Source organism: Exiguobacterium sp. s166, assembly GCF_018618855.1.
Lineage (GTDB): Bacteria > Bacillota > Bacilli > Exiguobacteriales > Exiguobacteriaceae > Exiguobacterium_A.
The window spans coordinates 1-15,304 of the sequence record NZ_JACSMU010000007.1 but is presented as its reverse complement, the minus strand read 5'-3'; the positions used below and the strand labels follow the sequence as shown (position 1 = coordinate 15,304).

The following is a 15,304-nucleotide window of genomic DNA, read 5'->3' as shown; positions in this document are numbered from 1 at the left end:
TCAGGTGAACTTATCTTTGAACAAGTTGTCGTAAGCCGTCTTCCAATGAAACCGGTGGCCGACCGAGAATGTGTTCAAAATCCTGACTCTCAACCGCCAGCGTTCCAGCCGCAATCCCTTCTTGAATCGCCTGTAACATCGGCAGTAAAAATTCCGGGACTCCCGCTTGCTGCATGATTGCCGTGTAGGTCACAGCATCGACCTGATTCACATGCACCGGGCGACCGAGGACTTGCCCGAGTGCTTCTGCAATCTCTTGTTGCGTATGGAGAGGACCTGACAGTTCATAAATTGATTTTGTCGGCTTCGGATCAACCAAGACCGTCGCGATCGCTTCGGCATAATCTTCCTGGAGCGCCCAACCAACTGTACCGTTCCCGGCACTCGTCAACCAGTCTTGTCCGGCTTGGACCGCCTCGATCGTCGACTGTTCGTTCTCCAAGTACCAGTTATTCCGGAAGAACAAAAACGGAATTCCCGTATCGCGGATTAACTGTTCCGTCACCTGATGCGTGCGGGCCAGGAAATTTTGACTCGCTTCCGCGTTGGCGATACTCGTATAGGCAATCAAGCCGACTCCAGCTGCTTCAGCTGCCCGGACAGCCGCCGTATGTTGACGGATCCGCGTCGTTTCTTCGCCGTCGGTCGAGATGAGCAAGAGCCGGTCGACGCCCGCAAACGTTTCTTGCAGCGTATCCGGTTTATCAAAATCACCATGACGCACTTCAACACCGCGCGATGCTAAATCCGATGCTTTTTTCGGATCGCGGACGCTGACAATCAGATCTTCTGCTGCAATTTTCGTTAAGAGGTGCTCTACAATTTTGGTTCCTAATTTTCCAGTTGCCCCGGTTACCATTAATTTCATAGACGTAAGCTCCTTTTTTAATAAGTTTCTACCTGTATCCAATTGTATTACAGGTGATACACTATGAGGAAGTAGGCACTTTTTCGATACCAGGTCATACAAACCGAACTATAGGAGGAATTCCCGATGAATCAAGCTTCGACAACTGACTCCCCTCTTTCCCAGCGGACGGCGTGCCCTGTTACCCGAGCCCAGAACATCATCGCCGGCAAGTGGAAAATCGTGTTGCTTTGGCATCTCAGTACCGGAACAAAACGATTTCACGAACTCGAACACCTGTTGCCGGGGATTTCAAAAGGCATTTTGACACGACAATTACGGGAACTGGAAGCGGACGAAATGATCGACCGGAAAGTCTACCGGGAAGTCCCGCCGAAAGTCGAATATTCCTTAACCGACACCGGATACAGCTTTCTTCCGATCCTCGATCAGATGGCAACTTGGAGCAACCGCCATTTTCCACCCGAATCCAAATCGTGATACTTAAAAGGGCGACTTCCGTTGTTGGAAATCACCCTTTTTCACGGCTTATTGTTCTGTTACGACCGCTTTGAAGTGCGCATCCATTGCCGCTGCAACACGCAGACCGGAAATGACGGCACTCTCGACCCGTGTCCGTCCGGACGTATCTTTCGGATCGAGAAAGGCATCTCCCGCAAGCCAGAGCGGATGTTGATCGAGCTTCAGATAAGGCGTACGGAAGACGTCGCGCGCCTGCGCATACCGCCAACGTTTGAGTTGGCGGGAGATAATCGTGACCGGTCCGAGCTGCTCCTGCAACAACCGTTCGATTTCCGCAAGCGTCGCGTCTTCCCCTTTGTCATACCACGATTCACTCCAGTCCCCAGCCATATAGACACTCAGAAGCGGGGTCGCCGACACTTCTTTTTGCGCATTGTTGACGATTTTCAACATCCCGGTTGCGAGACCTTCGTCAAGTAGACCGACCTCACCAATTTCGAGTGTTTCCTGAATCTCGAACAACCCGACGAACGTCGGCTCAAACGTCACTTTCCCGAGACGGGCGTGATCGGATTCAACTAACGTCAACGGAGATGCTTCCAGTAAGTCATAGGCTTGTGGCACCGGTGCCGTCAGCAGGATGGCATCATACGTCCGTGTTTCTTCAGAGGCGATGGTTTGAAGTCCGGGTGCATCCGACACAATCCGTTCGACCTGTTCATTTAGATGCACCGGAATTCCACGGGCAATCGATTGGACCAGCTGATTCATCCCGTTGACCGCAATATAGCGGGGAAAGTCATCCCCGAACCATTTTCGGATTAGTCCCTGTTCCAGCCATTCGTCGACTTCCTGCGCTAACTCGTCCGTCCGGACCGTAAAGAAGACAGCCCCATGATCCGCTGTTCCCTGGTCGATCCGTCTCGTCGCCATCCGTCCCCCGACACTTTGGCTTTTTTCGATGACCTCGACCGCATAACCTTCCGTCACCAATTGACGTGCCGCAAAAATTCCGGCGAGCCCACCACCAATAATCCCAATCCGTTTTTGTTGTTCCATCCAAATTCCCCCTCTACTTGCTTCATTTCCACAAGTATAGCGGTTCGCTTGTCAAACCACGCCTTTTAACGTTCTTCGAATATGCTCGTCCGTTCCAGTTCCACCAACAAACGGGCATGGTTGTGATTGAAAAACTGTTGGTGATGCTCCAGTCCGCGCTGGACACACCAACCGATTCCCGTCAGCGCTTCAAACAGACGATAATACGGCAAGTAGACTTCAATCGGCTCCGGTGTCCTGACTTGTCCGTACCCTTGTTGATAGGCGTCAAGTAACCCGGATTCGCTCTGGAAGACATCGCGATCGAGTTTCGTGAAGTCGATCTCCGTCGCTCCGAAACGTGAGGTTTCAAAGTCAATCAATCCAGTGAGGTTCCCCCCGTCTGCGAGCAAGTTACCCAGCCGGAAGTCCAAATGGACGGCGACAGGTCGAGAGGGCTCCGGTAACTCACGTTCACGCCGCTTCAATTCTGTAAAGGCGGCTTGATAGAGGGCAGGTGACAACACCTGTTGAATCGCCGGCTCAAATGAGGTCATCTTCGCATTTCGGAAGACACGCCAGTCCTGTGAGGTAAACGCGCTGAAGCCATCCTCGGCAAAATCGCCGTAAGTATCGCTTGTACACGTGTGGAGTGTTGCATGCAACTGTCCGATTTGCGAAGCCAGTGCCGGTGTCACTGTTTCGATCGTCGAACCGGCAAGTGCTTCGAGTACAAACGCACCCGTCGTCTGTTTGGTTGGTCGCGCCTCCATAAGAATCTTCGGCACGGCGACACGATCGGCTAAATACGTCAACCATCCGTGTTCCCGATACCACTTGTCAGCGGTATAAGGCCGTTTCAAAAAGACGGTCCGACCGTCGCTCAGTACTAACCGGTCGACATCTGAACTGTATGAATCGGTGACGGAAAAGATATCCGCGACGTCGAGATCAAACGATTGAATCCACTCTTCCCGCGTCATGAGGATTCCCCCAATCGTTTTTCGAGAATTTCACCAGGCAGCCCGTCAATCGGTCCAACATACGTCGAGTGAAATCCAAGATTCGTCAAAATCTTTCGCGACGCGAGATGATTCGGATCAATCGTTGCCGTGATGACGGTCAATTCGTGTTCCGTTGCCAGTTCGAGCAACCGTTTGGCGAGCAATGATCCGTAACCGTGACCCCACTGTTCCGGCAATAACATGTAGCCGAGTTCCGCTTCAAACGGTTGCCGTGTATCCCGCGTGACATGACCGATGCCAATCCATGTTCCGTCCTGATAGACGAGGTATGATCCGAGACGGTCATGCCGCTGTTGCTCGATGATCGACGCGAACCGTCGTTTGGCTTCTGTTTCGATTAAGGGATGTTCTGTGATATAGCGCATGACCCGCTCATCGGTGACGAGTGTCGCGTAGGCGGGATAATCCGTTTCTTCCATTTTTCGTAGTTCAATCATGAGGTCGCTCCTTTTACGTTCTATAGTGATCGTGGATAGGTTCAAACAACTTCTCCGTCGAGAGACGGACAACCGCAAAATGTTCGACATTGTAGTGTCCGTGCAAGACTTGATTGTGATGGGCAATCATCTGCTCTGCCGATAAGACATCGGAACCGTTCGTCGTATGTCCGTCAGCAACGAGTGTCACATCAAATCCGTTGACGGTTGCACTGCGGACAGCCGTATCGATACAGTGCTCCGTCTTACAGCCGAGGATGACGACATGTCCGACCTGTTGCTCTTTCAAATGACTGAGCAATGGCGTGCCATGAAACGAATTGGTTGCGGCTTTGTCGAACGTGACCGCCTGATCCGGAATCTGAATCGAGGAGTGCACCGCAAAGCCGGCTCCTTCTCCATTCGCGACATCAAGATCCCGGATGAAGACAATCGTATGATCATGATCGCGCGCTTCTTGCACCACTTGATTGATGACTCCGATGACAGATTCCTTCGCATAAACACCGGACTCTTCGGGTGTCCCTTCGACAAGATCCTGTTGAAAATCGATGACGAGTACCGCTTGTCGCATCTGAATGTACCTCCTTTTGGTTTCTTTACTTTCTTCTTTCCCTTCCCTACTGGAAAATCCTGTTTTTCATAAGAAATTTCAAGTCTTTACGAAACTTTTGATCGGCTTGATGCGTTGAATAAGACGACGGAAAGGATGTGATGTATGGAATTGTTATCGCTCTTTTTTCTGACATTCATCATCGTCTTGGCTGTGAATCTGTTTCTCGACAAGATGATCATGAACCGTGAGATGACACGACATGTCTTTTTTAATAATCTCTTTATCTGCTTCTTGATTTCACTGGTCCTGATAAATATTTTTTATTTGCAATCTTTGATGAGCTGAAAAACAAGACCGTCCACTTGATTCAAGTGAACGGTCTTGTTTCATTCAATAGACTTCGTAGTTTTGCCCGGTCTGTGACCCTTCGATGCTTTTCTCAAATGCTGTCGCGACACGCGATGCCGGAACCGCTTCGAAACCACGGAAAAATGGTCCATACTTCTCGAGTGACTCAATCAACACGTTTGGACTGACACTGTTGATTCGAATCCTCCGTGGCATCTCAATCGCCGCGGCATGAACAAACGCTTTGACCCCGCCGTTCGCAAGAGCAGCGGACGCGCCTTGCCGAATCGGATCGTCCATCATGATACCGGTCGTCAACGTAAAGCTGCCCCCGTCCCGAACCGTCTCCAAACCAAGCAGGACGAGATTGACCTGCCCCTTCAACTTACTGTCGATTCCGATCTGGTTTAACGCCGGTGTCAAATCCGTCAATGGTCCAAAGTGTGCCCCGCCGGTCGCACTGACGACGGCATCGACCGGACCGACCGCTTCGTACATTGAACGTATGCTGGCTTCCGACGTGATGTCGACTTGAACATCCAAACCTGTTCGTCCGGCCTGAATAATCTCATGCCGCTCCCCTAATTGCGTGACGACCGCTTGACCGATTGTTCCACTTGCCCCAACTACTAAAATTCTCATCTGTTTATCCCCCTTCTGATCTGGATTACGTGTTCAGCCTACCGCAAACCGGAAGTTTTTTTCAAGAATTAGCACGATACGTGCGGTAGAACTGAGCAATCCGAAAGCCGACATAGGTCGAATCCCATAACACCGGATAGGTCGTCCTTTGATATATATCCCAATAGCTGATGATGCGTCGTTCAATTCGTTGCAGATAACGGTCGTTTGCTGCGGCAAAAGTTTTCAGCTGTTCTTCGGACCAAGTCTGTAACATCGGTTCAATCCGTTCGAGAATCTCGTAGACATATTCTCCCGTCAGTTCAATTAAATAAAGCAGTACCCAGTCCGTTTTTGCTTGTTCCTGTTCCAGCCGACGAACATACTTTTCACGGATGTATCCGTCATGGTGACGGGTGTACATGCAGTACAGTATCCACCGTTGACGATCAGTTAGGTTTTGAATTTTTTCTTCTTTTACTTCATTTAAGTACAGTCGGGACGGAAGAATCAATGGTTCCTCGAAAAACGTGACATCAATCGTCCCCCAGCTTACCGGCTTGGAAAACCTTAGCGGTAGAAGCCGTATTACGGTCTCAACGTCTTTCGCATAGGACTCGGGAAAAGCCTGAACCCATACTGATTTCTTAGTATGTAGACAGAAATTAAACATTATTCATCTTCTCCTTCGTTAAAAAAATGTTCCATATAAAAAATACCCTTTCAGATATTCGGATCTGAAAGGGTTAAAAATTATTTAATTACTCGACCGTTACCGATTTCGCCAAGTTACGTGGCTTGTCGACGTCGCAATCACGGCCAAGTGCCGCATAGTACGAGATCAACTGAAGCGGTAAGACAGACAAGAGTGGTGACAGGAGCGGCTCGACTGCCGGGATGACGAATGCATCCGTCGGCAATTCGAGACCTTCTGCTGCGATGACACACGCGTTCGCGCCACGTGCGACGACTTCCTTGACGTTGCCTCGGTTGTTGAGGTGAACGTGTGGTTGTGTCACGAGGGCGATGACCGGTGTGTTGTCTTCGATCAAAGCGATTGGACCGTGTTTCAATTCGCCACCGGCATAACCTTCTGCTTGGATGTACGAAATTTCTTTGAGCTTGAGAGCCCCTTCCATTCCGACATACGCATCTTGACCACGACCGATGAAGAACGCATTGCGTGATTCAGACAAGTATTCTGAAGCGATTTCCTGGAACCGTTCTTTTTGTGACATGACGGACTCCATTGCGCTTGAGATTTTTCCGAGTTCTTTCATGAGATCGAAGTTCACGTCGACACCTTTTGCTTGAGCAAGGTCAAACGCAAGGACTGCGAGAACAGCGATTTGTGCTGTATACGCTTTTGTTGACGCCACGGCGATTTCAGGACCTGCATGCAACAAGAGCGTTGCGTTTGCTTCACGCGATAACGTTGATCCTGCAACGTTCGTAATTGTCAGTGCCGGGTGACCGAGTTTTTTCGCTTCGACGAGAACTGCACGGCTGTCCGCTGTTTCACCTGATTGTGAAAGGAAGAGGAACAGTGGTTTCTCAGTCAAGAGCGGCATGTTGTAGCCGAACTCAGACGAAATGTGGACTTCTGTCGGGATACCCGCGATTTGTTCGATCAATTGTTTTCCGATCAATCCTGCATGGTAGCTTGTTCCGCAACCGATGATGTAGACACGATCACGTCCGAGGACTAAATCACGGACTGACTGATCGAGTGTGATTTCACCTGACTCGTTTTGGTATTTCTGAACGATATTCCGGATAACAGCCGGCTGCTCGTCCATTTCTTTGAGCATATAGTGCGCGTACGTGCCTTTTTCGATATCTGATGCATCGATTTCCGCTGTATACGCGTCACGCTCTTTGACGTTTCCGTCTAAATCTTGGATTGTGACACTGTCACGCGTCAAGATGATCATTTCGCCGTCATGCAACTCAACGAATTGATCCGTTACTTGAAGCATAGCCATTGCGTCAGACGCAACAACGTTGAACGTACCGTCACCGAGACCTACAAGAAGTGGTGATTTATTTTTTGCGACGTACAAGACATCCGGGTTCTCGGCATCGATTAAAGCGAGTGCATACGAACCGTGAAGCACACGAAGTGTTTGACGGAATGCTTCTGTCACGTCACCTGTTGCGGCAAAGTTCTTTTCGATCATCTGCACGATAACTTCTGTATCCGTGTCGCTGAGTAAATCAACATTGAGTTCTGCTTTTAACTGCTCATCGTTTTCGATGACACCGTTATGCACGAGTGTGAAACGTGATGAAGCACTTTGGTGTGGGTGGGCATTCGGTACACTTGGGACACCGTGTGTCGCCCAACGTGTGTGACCAATTCCAACAAGACCGTCTGCTTCTGCAGGAACAACTTCGCGTAGCGCAGCAATCCGGCCGACTTCTTTATGGACTTGAACGCCGTCGTTGACGAACGCAAGACCAGCCGAATCATAACCGCGGTACTCGAGTTTTTCGAGTCCCTTTAATAAAATTTCCTTTGTGTTAACCTGTCCGATCATACCTACGATACCGCACATAATACATTCTCTCCCATTTACAAGTATTTCCCTGAAGAGGAAACGGCTCTTGTCGAGAGTTGTCATGACGCATCTGTTTGTCCGTCTAATCACTTAAACGATTTCAGATGGGTTTTCGGTACTGACATGGTACCGGGAGGCATCCGCCGAATGATTCGATAAACCTCCACCTCGTCAGCTGCCTATCACATAGTCAGCCCTGGCGCTTTCATTTCTGTCCGACCCCGTTTCTGTCCGACTTTACAATCATACGAACTTTATTTAGAAAAAGCAAGAAAGGTAACGTATTTGTAACTATTCCCGATATTTTTCTAAACGATACCTCTAATACCTAGATTTTGTAAAAAACTCTTTATTTATTTTTTGCTCTACTTTTGCTTTTTGTCTTGTGTCCGTTTGATGATGCTTCTTTATCATGTGAAACAGGAATGCATTTTTCATGCGACTTCTACAGGACCACCAGGAACAGGCAAGACCCGGTTGTCGAGAGACGACAGCTAGCTTGCGTTCCGCCTGAGAAAAGCGCGGGAAAACAAGCATTTCGACAGAGCCCCCCTGACAATCCGTCCAACAAAAAAAGGAGCGGATATTCATCCGCCCCTCCGATTTACTCAGTTTTCTTGTAATGCGTAATTTTCACGGACAACGTTCGCAATCCGCTCAACGTACATGTCACACGCTTCTTGCGTCGGCGCTTCCGCCATGACACGGACAAGTGGTTCTGTTCCTGATGCGCGGACGAGGATCCGACCGTTGCCGGCCATTTCCGCTTCGACTTCCGCAATAATGGCTTGAACAGCCGGACCGTTCATTGCACCGTTTTTATCCGAAACACGGATATTGACGAGACGTTGCGGGAAGATCGGCATTTCGGCTGCAAGTTCCGACAACTTTTTGCCTGTCGCCTTCATGATTTGTAAGAGCTGGACGCCTGACAGCATGCCGTCGCCTGTTGTGGAGTAATCCATGAAGATGATATGACCCGACTGTTCGCCGCCGAGTGTATAGTTGTTTTTACGCATTTCTTCAACGACATACCGGTCACCGACTGCTGTCTGTAAAGCCGTCATACCGTGTTCTTCAACCGTCTTGTGGAAACCGAGGTTACTCATGACGGTCGCGACGATCGTGTTGTCTTTTAAGCGGCCGATCTCGTTGAGGTATTTCCCACAGATGAACATGATTTTATCGCCGTCGACGATTTTACCGTTCTCGTCGATCGCGATTAAGCGGTCGCCGTCGCCGTCAAATGACAGACCGACGTCTGCGCCTTTTTCAAGGACGAAGTCAGCTAAATGTTCAGGGTGCGTCGAGCCGACACCTTCGTTGATGTTCAAACCGTTTGGTGTCGTTCCGATTGTCGAGACTTCCGCTTCGAGATCACCGAACAGACGTGGTGCGAGGCTTGATGTTGCACCGTGCGCGCCGTCGATGGCGACATGGATACCAGAGAAATCTTCATCTGATGTCTGACGTAACATGTGAAGGTACTTTTGTGCGCCTTCATAGTAATCGTGGACGAATCCAAGCTCTTTACCGGACGGACGCGGCAACGTATCTTCCGCTTCGTCCAGCAAGCCTTCGATTTCAAGTTCTGTTGCATCATCGAGCTTGAAGCCGTCTGAACCGAAGAATTTGATTCCGTTGTCTTCGACCGGATTATGTGACGCCGAAATCATGACGCCTGCTGTCGCATCCATCGTCTTCGTCAAGTATGCGACACCCGGTGTCGAGATGACACCAAGACGCATGACTTCCGCTCCGATTGACAGGAGTCCGGCAATCAAGGCATTTTCAAGCATTTGTCCAGAGACACGTGTATCGCGCCCGATTAATACTTTCGGACGTGTGCTTTCGTGTTTCGTTAAGACATACCCGCCTGTCCGACCGAGACGATATGCCAGTTCAGGTGTCAATTCTACGTTTGCGACGCCGCGAACGCCGTCAGTTCCAAAATACTTACCCATATACTATTTCCTCATTTCACAAAGTTGATTTAATTGGCTTGAACCGATGTCCGGGGAATCGCTTTGAGCGTGATATCCATATGATCCGGACGAAGAACGTCAAACGCTTTTGACGTCTGATAAGAAATCGGTAAGCCGTGTGTACCTTCTTTTAAGCCGGTCACATCAATGACCGCTTTAATATCTGTTGCATCAATCGATGCAAGATCCGCTTCACTTCCACGGACGACGAGATCAATCGTTTGTTCGTAATCAATCGTATACTTCGACTCATCAAATCCGTTTAGCGTTACCGTGACACCGGAAATTGTTTTTTCGGCCCGATCCTCGACAGTTTCTGTCGTCGCTTTGGCATTTTCCTTCTCGACGACGATGCTGACTGTAATCGAAGTTGGTTCCATTGCTGTCACGTTGTCAGGCTCAATCAGTTTGATCGTCCGATCGACCGTCTTCGTTAATCCTTTTAAGGAAACGGGTTCCGTCGAAACGGAACCGATCCGCGACAACTCTTCTTTTGTTCCATACAATCGGGCTTCTGTCGTAACGGGAACAATCTTGACGACTTTGTAGCCTTTCTTGACAGTATCTTTGGTTTCGACGTTAATCGGAACGGTTTTACTTTCTTTATAGACTGGAACTGTGACTTCCAGTTGTTCCGGATCATAAGTAGCACTGATGGCATTTCCGTTCGCATCCGTTGCCTTGACGTTAAAGGACTCCGTAAACGTCTCAGCCCGGCCCGTCACATCGATCGGAACTTGGATTGCTGTGATCGCCTGAAGTTTTTCTGCCCCGCCGGTCACGGAGACCGTTTGACGGGTCGGCTGTGCTTCACCGACAACATAACCTTCTGCGATTTTATTTTTGTTCAGCAACGCCACTTGAACAGGAACTTCTTTCGTGACTTTTTTATCAAGGAACACTTCAATCGTTTCCTGTTTTGGTGTCACTTCGACATCTTTACCAAACCCGTCGGCAGATAGTCGTACGCGGTGATACCCTGGATCCAGCCCCGTCAAGTCAATCGACAGACCAAAGTCTTTAACGAGCCGAAGCATCGTCAAACTGCTCGATGGTCCTTTAACCGTCGTCTCGATGGTTTTTGGAATATTATAGGCGACCCACTGCGTTTCATCATAATTGACTGATACCGGTACGTCAAACTTTGCTGAGCCTTGACCGGCAATCGGTAACAGGCTCGCCGCATCACTTTTGACGGTCGAATTGGTTCCTGCCACCATCAGGTAGAGCATGACGGCAAGCAAAACCGCAACGATGCGGAGAAACCAGCGTTCATTGAACCATTTTTCGAACATTATTTTTTCGCCCCCATCCAATTCAAGAAGGAAGTATTCGTCGGTTCGGCTTTGACAATCGTCTCCAGTAACTTCGCCCGGAGTGATGCTTCATCAAGCTCCCGGTACAAACGACCATTGATGGCAAGGGAAACACCACCTGTTTCTTCCGATACAACCAGTGTGACGCTGTCCGTCACTTCGCTGACACCGATTGCTGCCCGGTGACGCGTCCCGAGATCCTTTGAGATATGTGCACTCTCAGAAAGCGGCAGGTAACAAGCAGCAGCTGCCAGTTTCCCTTGTTGGACGATGACCGCTCCATCATGCAGTGGTGTATTCGGAATAAAAAGATTGATCAATAACTGGCTCGTAATTTGTGATCCGAGCGGAATGCCCGTCTCAACATATTCACTGAGACCCGTTTCCCGCTCAATCGTAACGAGTGCTCCAATCCGGCGTTTGGACATGTATTGAGCAGATGTCACGAGCGCATCGACGATCCGGACTTGTTCATCTTCGTCACTGATGGCGCTCCGCGAAAAGAATTTACTCGTTCGACCGAGATGTTCCAGCCCCCGGCGTAATTCTGGCTGGAAAATGATGATAATCCCGAGCAGACCGTACGTGATGATTTGGTTCAGCAGAAATTGTAACGTCTTCAGTCCGAAGAATCCGCTTAAGAACCAGCTGATCAAAATGACCGAAATCCCTTTGATCAATTGAACTGCCTTTGTGCCTTTGACAATGATCATCAGACGGTAAATGACGAATGTCACGACCGCGATATCAATCACATCATTAATATAATCGTACCAATGTACGTTTTCTCCCAGTTTCAACAATTGAAATTGAAGTGGTTGCCAGTTGAAGTAATTCACCAACCGTGCCCCCTATCTCATCTGATTTAAACAGCTTTCATTATAGCACAAAGGGACGAGTTAGACTCGTCCCACTTGACTCATTCAAAGATTCGTTTAATTCCGTACCAGACACGTTCAAAGAGTTGATCAATTTGTTTGATTTCGCCTGTGACGTTCCCGGCACTCGCGGTATATGCTTTTCCGTCGACGGTCATCACGTCTCCGTTGACCTTGCCTTCAATCCGGACATTTCCGCCTTCGACATAAAGATCCTGGTTGACGGTAACGCCTTCCGGTACAACGACTTCGCCGTTCTCTGCCACGATTCCCGGTACATTCGTATACGATAAGTCATGTTCTTCCTGTGTCAGGTAGCCGCCAAGACTGCCGACAGACAGTAACATGAAAATCGAAGCTGCAGCAAGCAACGGGTACTGCTTCATTTTCCCGCCAAAACGGGATGTTTTCCTAAGCGGAGTCACATTCGGTTGGTCCACCTGTTCGGGCAATTGTGCCAGCACGCGGGATGTAAAATCCGCCGAAAGCTTGGGTGCTGAAAGCGCGCGTAACTCTGCATCGAGGAGCCGATACTCTTCGAACTCGTCCATCGCATTCGCTTCCCGTAACTCCGCTTCAAGTCGTTTGAAGTCTTCTGGAGGTTGGTTTTGGTCTAAATAATCCTGTATCCGTTCATACACTTTTTCTCGTGTCATGGTGAGTGCCTCCTTCTCATCTCATCGTTTGCCGAAATGCTTTTTCAGCGCTTCGCGTCCCCGATGAATTCTGGTTTTAACTGTAGCGACGGGTAAATCAATCATCTCACTGATTTCTTTGAGTGAAAGATCTTCAATGTATTTCAAAACAAGTGGAACCCGGTATTTTTCCGGCAAGCCGGCGATCGCCTCTCCCACATCTTGTCGTTGTTCCGAATCAATGACTTGATCCTCCGGCAACTGATCCTTGCTTTCGAGCTGGGAATACAACGTTAGTCCTTCAGTCCCTGACATCTCAGCGTCAAGGGAATAATCCGGACGTTTCTTACGGAGCCGGTCAATCGAAACATTCGTCACGATCCGATATAACCAAGTCCGGAACTTCCACTGGGCATTATACGATTCAATTTTTGTAAAGACGCGGATGAAGGCTTCTTGTGTAGCATCTTCTGCTTCCATTCGATCCCGTAAGACACGGAAGGCGACTAAAAAAGCCCCTTCTTTATATAGATCAACAAGTGCCGCGAATGCATCACGGTCTCCCTGCTTCACTCGCTCAATCAAGCGTAGTGTTGTTTCTTCCACTTTAAATACCCCCCGCTCTATGCGGTCAATCTCTTATACGGAGTCGACCAACAAATGTTTCATCTCAATTTGAATTGTAACAAAAAAAACTTGAACCCTGACGAAAAGAGTTCAAGTTCTATCCATTATTTTACTAAACGATGGGTCCGCATATACTGGAGCAAGTTTCCAATCAACTCATTTGCAAGAATCGCTGTCCCGTTTCCTTCTTCGAGCAATGGATTCACTTCTACGAATTCTGCCGCGATGAACTCGTCCTGCTCTGCACAATGACGTAGGACCGTCTGCGCATCGTCGAGCATAATTCCGTCTGCGACCCGTGTCCCGGTTCCTTCGACAAGGCTTGGATCGAGCCCGTCCATGTCGAAACTGAGATAAAACGCATCCGTGGTTTCTTTTAAATAGGCAACTGCTTCTTCCATGATGGCATCCATCCCGCGTGTCCGAATCGCTTCCATATCATAGACACGAATACCAAGACGGTCAATCAATTCCTGTTCTCCTGCATCCACATCGCGTAAACCGATAAAGACGAGGTGTTCCGGTTGCAGTTTGACCTCACTGCCGCCGATCTCCGTTAACCGCTGATGTCCTTCCCCTAACGCGACAGCAAGCGGCATTCCATGAATGTTACCAGATGGAGAAGTCTCAGGTGTATTCAAGTCCCCGTGTGCATCAAACCAGATGACACCGAGACGCGGTACGACTTGCCGCAGACCGGCGATCGTTCCGATTGCCATGCTGTGATCCCCTCCGACGAGTAACGGAAAACGTTGCTCTGTCAGCGCCTCACGTACAAGTAAGTGCAAATCGTTTGTCGTATGGACAACGCCTTCCAGACGTTTCAGCTGCGGATCTTCTTCCCGGACAGCATCTTCAGGCAAAACAGCCGCTTCCCCATAGCGAACTGCTTCTTGTCCGTGTACTGCCAATGTTTCGAGTAGTCCTGCTTGTTCAACAGCAGCTGGTCCTTGCTCTGTCCCCGGTTTTCCTTGACCATAACGATACGGTACGCTGATATATGCAATGTTCATCGACGTGTTCCCCTTTACTTAGTAAGTTGCCTTAATTGTAAGCGGTAACAATACGGTGGTTCAACTCAACACGATGACGCATGATTATACAAGATCAGACGACAAAAAAGCACTGTGAGAGTTTCTCACAGTGCTTTCGCGTACGTACATGAATTGCAGGCATTTCAAGTATAAAAAAACTTAAGACGAACGAAACTCGCTTAAGATCTTTAAGCAAAATTTGGTGGAGCCTAGCGGGATCGAACCGCTGACCTCCTGCGTGCAAGGCAGGCGCTCTCCCAGCTGAGCTAAGGCCCCAAAAACATAAAAAGCGGAAGACGGGATTCGAACCCGCGACCCCGACCTTGGCAAGGTCGTATTCTACCACTGAACTACTTCCGCAAAATATGAGCCATGCAGGATTCGAACCTGCGACCCTCTGATTAAAAGTCAGATGCTCTACCAACTGAGCTAATGGCTCGACATGGTGGGGGGGGGCGGATTCGAACCGCCGAACCCGAGGGAGCGGATTTACAGTCCGCCGCGTTTAGCCACTTCGCTACCCCCCCAGTTTGTCTAGGAACTATACAATTAAAAAAACAGTGCCGGCAACAGGAGTCGAACCCGCGACCTACTGATTACAAGTCAGTTGCTCTACCAGCTGAGCTACACCGGCAAAAAAATAAAAATGGTGACCCGTACGGGAATCGAACCCGTGATACCGCCGTGAAAGGGCGGTGTCTTAACCGCTTGACCAACGGGCCATTGGCTCCGCAAGTAGGATTTGAACCTACGACCTACCGGTTAACAGCCGGTTGCTCTACCACTGAGCTATTGCGGAATAAATAAAAAGAATTGCCTGGCAACGTCCTATCCTCACAGGGGGAAGCCCCCAACTACTTTCGGCGTTCAAGTGCTTAACTTCCGTGTTCGGCATGGGAACGGGTGTGACCAC

Annotated in this window: 16 protein-coding genes, 7 tRNA genes and 1 rRNA gene; 2 read left to right on the top strand and 22 right to left on the bottom strand. The window is 49.3% G+C overall.

Annotated features, from left to right (window positions below; translation table 11 throughout):
• Window positions 1-10: 10 nt before the first annotated feature.
• Window positions 11-868, bottom strand: a complete 858-nt coding sequence (locus KNP93_RS13195) for an SDR family oxidoreductase (protein WP_214855698.1) — start codon at window positions 866-868, stop codon at window positions 11-13.
• A 126-nt stretch (window positions 869-994) separates the two neighbouring features.
• Here KNP93_RS13195 and KNP93_RS13190 point away from each other — a divergent pair, with 126 nt between their 5' ends.
• Window positions 995-1,348, top strand: a complete 354-nt coding sequence (locus KNP93_RS13190; RefSeq protein ID WP_214855695.1) for a winged helix-turn-helix transcriptional regulator — start codon at window positions 995-997, stop codon at window positions 1,346-1,348.
• 48 nt (window positions 1,349-1,396) lie between these two features.
• Here KNP93_RS13190 and KNP93_RS13185 read toward each other — a convergent pair whose 3' ends face one another.
• From KNP93_RS13185 to KNP93_RS13170, 4 genes are all read right to left on the bottom strand, one after another.
• On the bottom strand, window positions 1,397-2,389 hold the full coding sequence (locus tag KNP93_RS13185; RefSeq protein ID WP_026829596.1) for an NAD(P)/FAD-dependent oxidoreductase: 993 nt from the start codon (window positions 2,387-2,389) through the stop codon (window positions 1,397-1,399).
• Window positions 2,390-2,454: 65 nt separating this feature from the next.
• The gene (locus KNP93_RS13180) at window positions 2,455-3,351 is read right to left on the bottom strand and encodes a phosphotransferase enzyme family protein (protein WP_214855692.1); all 897 of its coding nucleotides are present in this window, start codon (window positions 3,349-3,351) and stop codon (window positions 2,455-2,457) included.
• Window positions 3,348-3,830 carry a GNAT family N-acetyltransferase gene (locus KNP93_RS13175; RefSeq protein ID WP_251138824.1) on the bottom strand — a complete coding sequence of 161 codons (483 nt, stop codon included), beginning with the start codon at window positions 3,828-3,830 and terminating at the stop codon, window positions 3,348-3,350. The genes KNP93_RS13180 and KNP93_RS13175 overlap by 4 nt, the downstream gene beginning before the upstream one ends.
• Window positions 3,831-3,843: 13 nt before the next feature.
• Window positions 3,844-4,404, bottom strand: a complete 561-nt coding sequence (locus KNP93_RS13170) for an isochorismatase family protein (RefSeq protein ID WP_214855690.1) — start codon at window positions 4,402-4,404, stop codon at window positions 3,844-3,846.
• A 144-nt stretch (window positions 4,405-4,548) separates the two neighbouring features.
• Between KNP93_RS13170 and KNP93_RS13165 the strand changes: the two genes are divergently transcribed.
• Complete coding sequence (locus tag KNP93_RS13165; protein ID WP_214855688.1) at window positions 4,549-4,731, top strand: hypothetical protein; 183 nt, start codon at window positions 4,549-4,551, stop codon at window positions 4,729-4,731.
• Window positions 4,732-4,776: 45 nt separating this feature from the next.
• Here the strand turns inward: KNP93_RS13165 and KNP93_RS13160 are convergent, their stop codons facing one another.
• The 17 genes from KNP93_RS13160 to rrf form a co-directional block, all read right to left on the bottom strand.
• Complete coding sequence (locus KNP93_RS13160; protein ID WP_214855687.1) at window positions 4,777-5,376, bottom strand: short chain dehydrogenase; 600 nt, start codon at window positions 5,374-5,376, stop codon at window positions 4,777-4,779.
• Window positions 5,377-5,437: 61 nt separating this feature from the next.
• A complete protein-coding gene (locus KNP93_RS15715; RefSeq protein ID WP_235188900.1) occupies window positions 5,438-5,779 on the bottom strand; it encodes a hypothetical protein in 342 nt (113 codons plus the stop codon).
• Between the two features lie 337 nt (window positions 5,780-6,116).
• Window positions 6,117-7,913, bottom strand: a complete 1,797-nt coding sequence (gene glmS, locus KNP93_RS13150) for a glutamine--fructose-6-phosphate transaminase (isomerizing) (protein WP_214721797.1) — start codon at window positions 7,911-7,913, stop codon at window positions 6,117-6,119.
• Between the two features lie 611 nt (window positions 7,914-8,524).
• Complete coding sequence (glmM, locus tag KNP93_RS13145; RefSeq protein WP_214855685.1) at window positions 8,525-9,880, bottom strand: phosphoglucosamine mutase; 1,356 nt, start codon at window positions 9,878-9,880, stop codon at window positions 8,525-8,527.
• A 29-nt stretch (window positions 9,881-9,909) separates the two neighbouring features.
• On the bottom strand, window positions 9,910-11,196 hold the full coding sequence (locus KNP93_RS13140; RefSeq protein ID WP_214855683.1) for a CdaR family protein: 1,287 nt from the start codon (window positions 11,194-11,196) through the stop codon (window positions 9,910-9,912).
• Window positions 11,196-12,056, bottom strand: coding sequence for a diadenylate cyclase CdaA (cdaA, locus tag KNP93_RS13135; RefSeq protein WP_371819932.1), 861 nt, complete (start codon window positions 12,054-12,056; stop codon window positions 11,196-11,198). The genes KNP93_RS13140 and cdaA overlap by 1 nt, the downstream gene beginning before the upstream one ends.
• A gap of 80 nt (window positions 12,057-12,136) precedes the next feature.
• Window positions 12,137-12,751 carry an anti-sigma factor gene (locus tag KNP93_RS13130; RefSeq protein WP_114597232.1) on the bottom strand — a complete coding sequence of 205 codons (615 nt, stop codon included), beginning with the start codon at window positions 12,749-12,751 and terminating at the stop codon, window positions 12,137-12,139.
• A gap of 21 nt (window positions 12,752-12,772) precedes the next feature.
• Window positions 12,773-13,336 (bottom strand): RNA polymerase sigma factor SigW, encoded by a 564-nt coding sequence (sigW, locus tag KNP93_RS13125; protein WP_026829608.1) that lies wholly within the window; start codon window positions 13,334-13,336, stop codon window positions 12,773-12,775.
• Window positions 13,337-13,461: 125 nt separating this feature from the next.
• Window positions 13,462-14,370 (bottom strand): arginase, encoded by a 909-nt coding sequence (rocF, locus tag KNP93_RS13120; RefSeq protein WP_214855681.1) that lies wholly within the window; start codon window positions 14,368-14,370, stop codon window positions 13,462-13,464.
• Between the two features lie 221 nt (window positions 14,371-14,591).
• Window positions 14,592-14,667: transfer RNA gene (locus tag KNP93_RS13115), tRNA-Ala, on the bottom strand.
• Window positions 14,668-14,679: 12 nt separating this feature from the next.
• Window positions 14,680-14,751, bottom strand: a tRNA-Gly gene (locus tag KNP93_RS13110).
• 6 nt (window positions 14,752-14,757) lie between these two features.
• Window positions 14,758-14,830, bottom strand: a tRNA-Lys gene (locus KNP93_RS13105).
• A gap of 4 nt (window positions 14,831-14,834) precedes the next feature.
• Window positions 14,835-14,918 (bottom strand) — tRNA-Tyr (locus KNP93_RS13100).
• A gap of 34 nt (window positions 14,919-14,952) precedes the next feature.
• Window positions 14,953-15,025 (bottom strand) — tRNA-Thr (locus KNP93_RS13095).
• Between the two features lie 13 nt (window positions 15,026-15,038).
• Window positions 15,039-15,113 (bottom strand) — tRNA-Glu (locus KNP93_RS13090).
• A gap of 2 nt (window positions 15,114-15,115) precedes the next feature.
• Window positions 15,116-15,190 (bottom strand) — tRNA-Asn (locus tag KNP93_RS13085).
• 16 nt (window positions 15,191-15,206) lie between these two features.
• Window positions 15,207-15,304 (bottom strand): 5S ribosomal RNA (gene rrf, locus KNP93_RS13080); the annotation flags it as partial.

Excerpts from the sequence above, each read along its gene's own strand:
- KNP93_RS13195 (WP_214855698.1), bottom strand. The coding sequence starts at position 868 with ATGAAATTAATGGTAACCGGGGCAACTGGAAAATTAGGAACCAAAATT.
- KNP93_RS13190 (WP_214855695.1), top strand. The coding sequence starts at position 995 with ATGAATCAAGCTTCGACAACTGACTCCCCTCTTTCCCAGCGGACGGCG.
- KNP93_RS13185 (WP_026829596.1), bottom strand. The coding sequence starts at position 2,389 with ATGGAACAACAAAAACGGATTGGGATTATTGGTGGTGGGCTCGCCGGA.
- KNP93_RS13180 (WP_214855692.1), bottom strand. The coding sequence starts at position 3,351 with ATGACGCGGGAAGAGTGGATTCAATCGTTTGATCTCGACGTCGCGGAT.
- KNP93_RS13175 (WP_251138824.1), bottom strand. The coding sequence starts at position 3,830 with ATGATTGAACTACGAAAAATGGAAGAAACGGATTATCCCGCCTACGCG.
- KNP93_RS13170 (WP_214855690.1), bottom strand. The coding sequence starts at position 4,404 with ATGCGACAAGCGGTACTCGTCATCGATTTTCAACAGGATCTTGTCGAA.
- KNP93_RS13165 (WP_214855688.1), top strand. The coding sequence starts at position 4,549 with ATGGAATTGTTATCGCTCTTTTTTCTGACATTCATCATCGTCTTGGCT.
- KNP93_RS13160 (WP_214855687.1), bottom strand. The coding sequence starts at position 5,376 with ATGAGAATTTTAGTAGTTGGGGCAAGTGGAACAATCGGTCAAGCGGTC.
- KNP93_RS15715 (WP_235188900.1), bottom strand. The coding sequence starts at position 5,779 with ATGTACACCCGTCACCATGACGGATACATCCGTGAAAAGTATGTTCGT.
- glmS (WP_214721797.1), bottom strand. The coding sequence starts at position 7,913 with ATGTGCGGTATCGTAGGTATGATCGGACAGGTTAACACAAAGGAAATT.
- glmM (WP_214855685.1), bottom strand. The coding sequence starts at position 9,880 with ATGGGTAAGTATTTTGGAACTGACGGCGTTCGCGGCGTCGCAAACGTA.
- KNP93_RS13140 (WP_214855683.1), bottom strand. The coding sequence starts at position 11,196 with ATGTTCGAAAAATGGTTCAATGAACGCTGGTTTCTCCGCATCGTTGCG.
- KNP93_RS13130 (WP_114597232.1), bottom strand. The coding sequence starts at position 12,751 with ATGACACGAGAAAAAGTGTATGAACGGATACAGGATTATTTAGACCAA.
- rocF (WP_214855681.1), bottom strand. The coding sequence starts at position 14,370 with ATGAACATTGCATATATCAGCGTACCGTATCGTTATGGTCAAGGAAAA.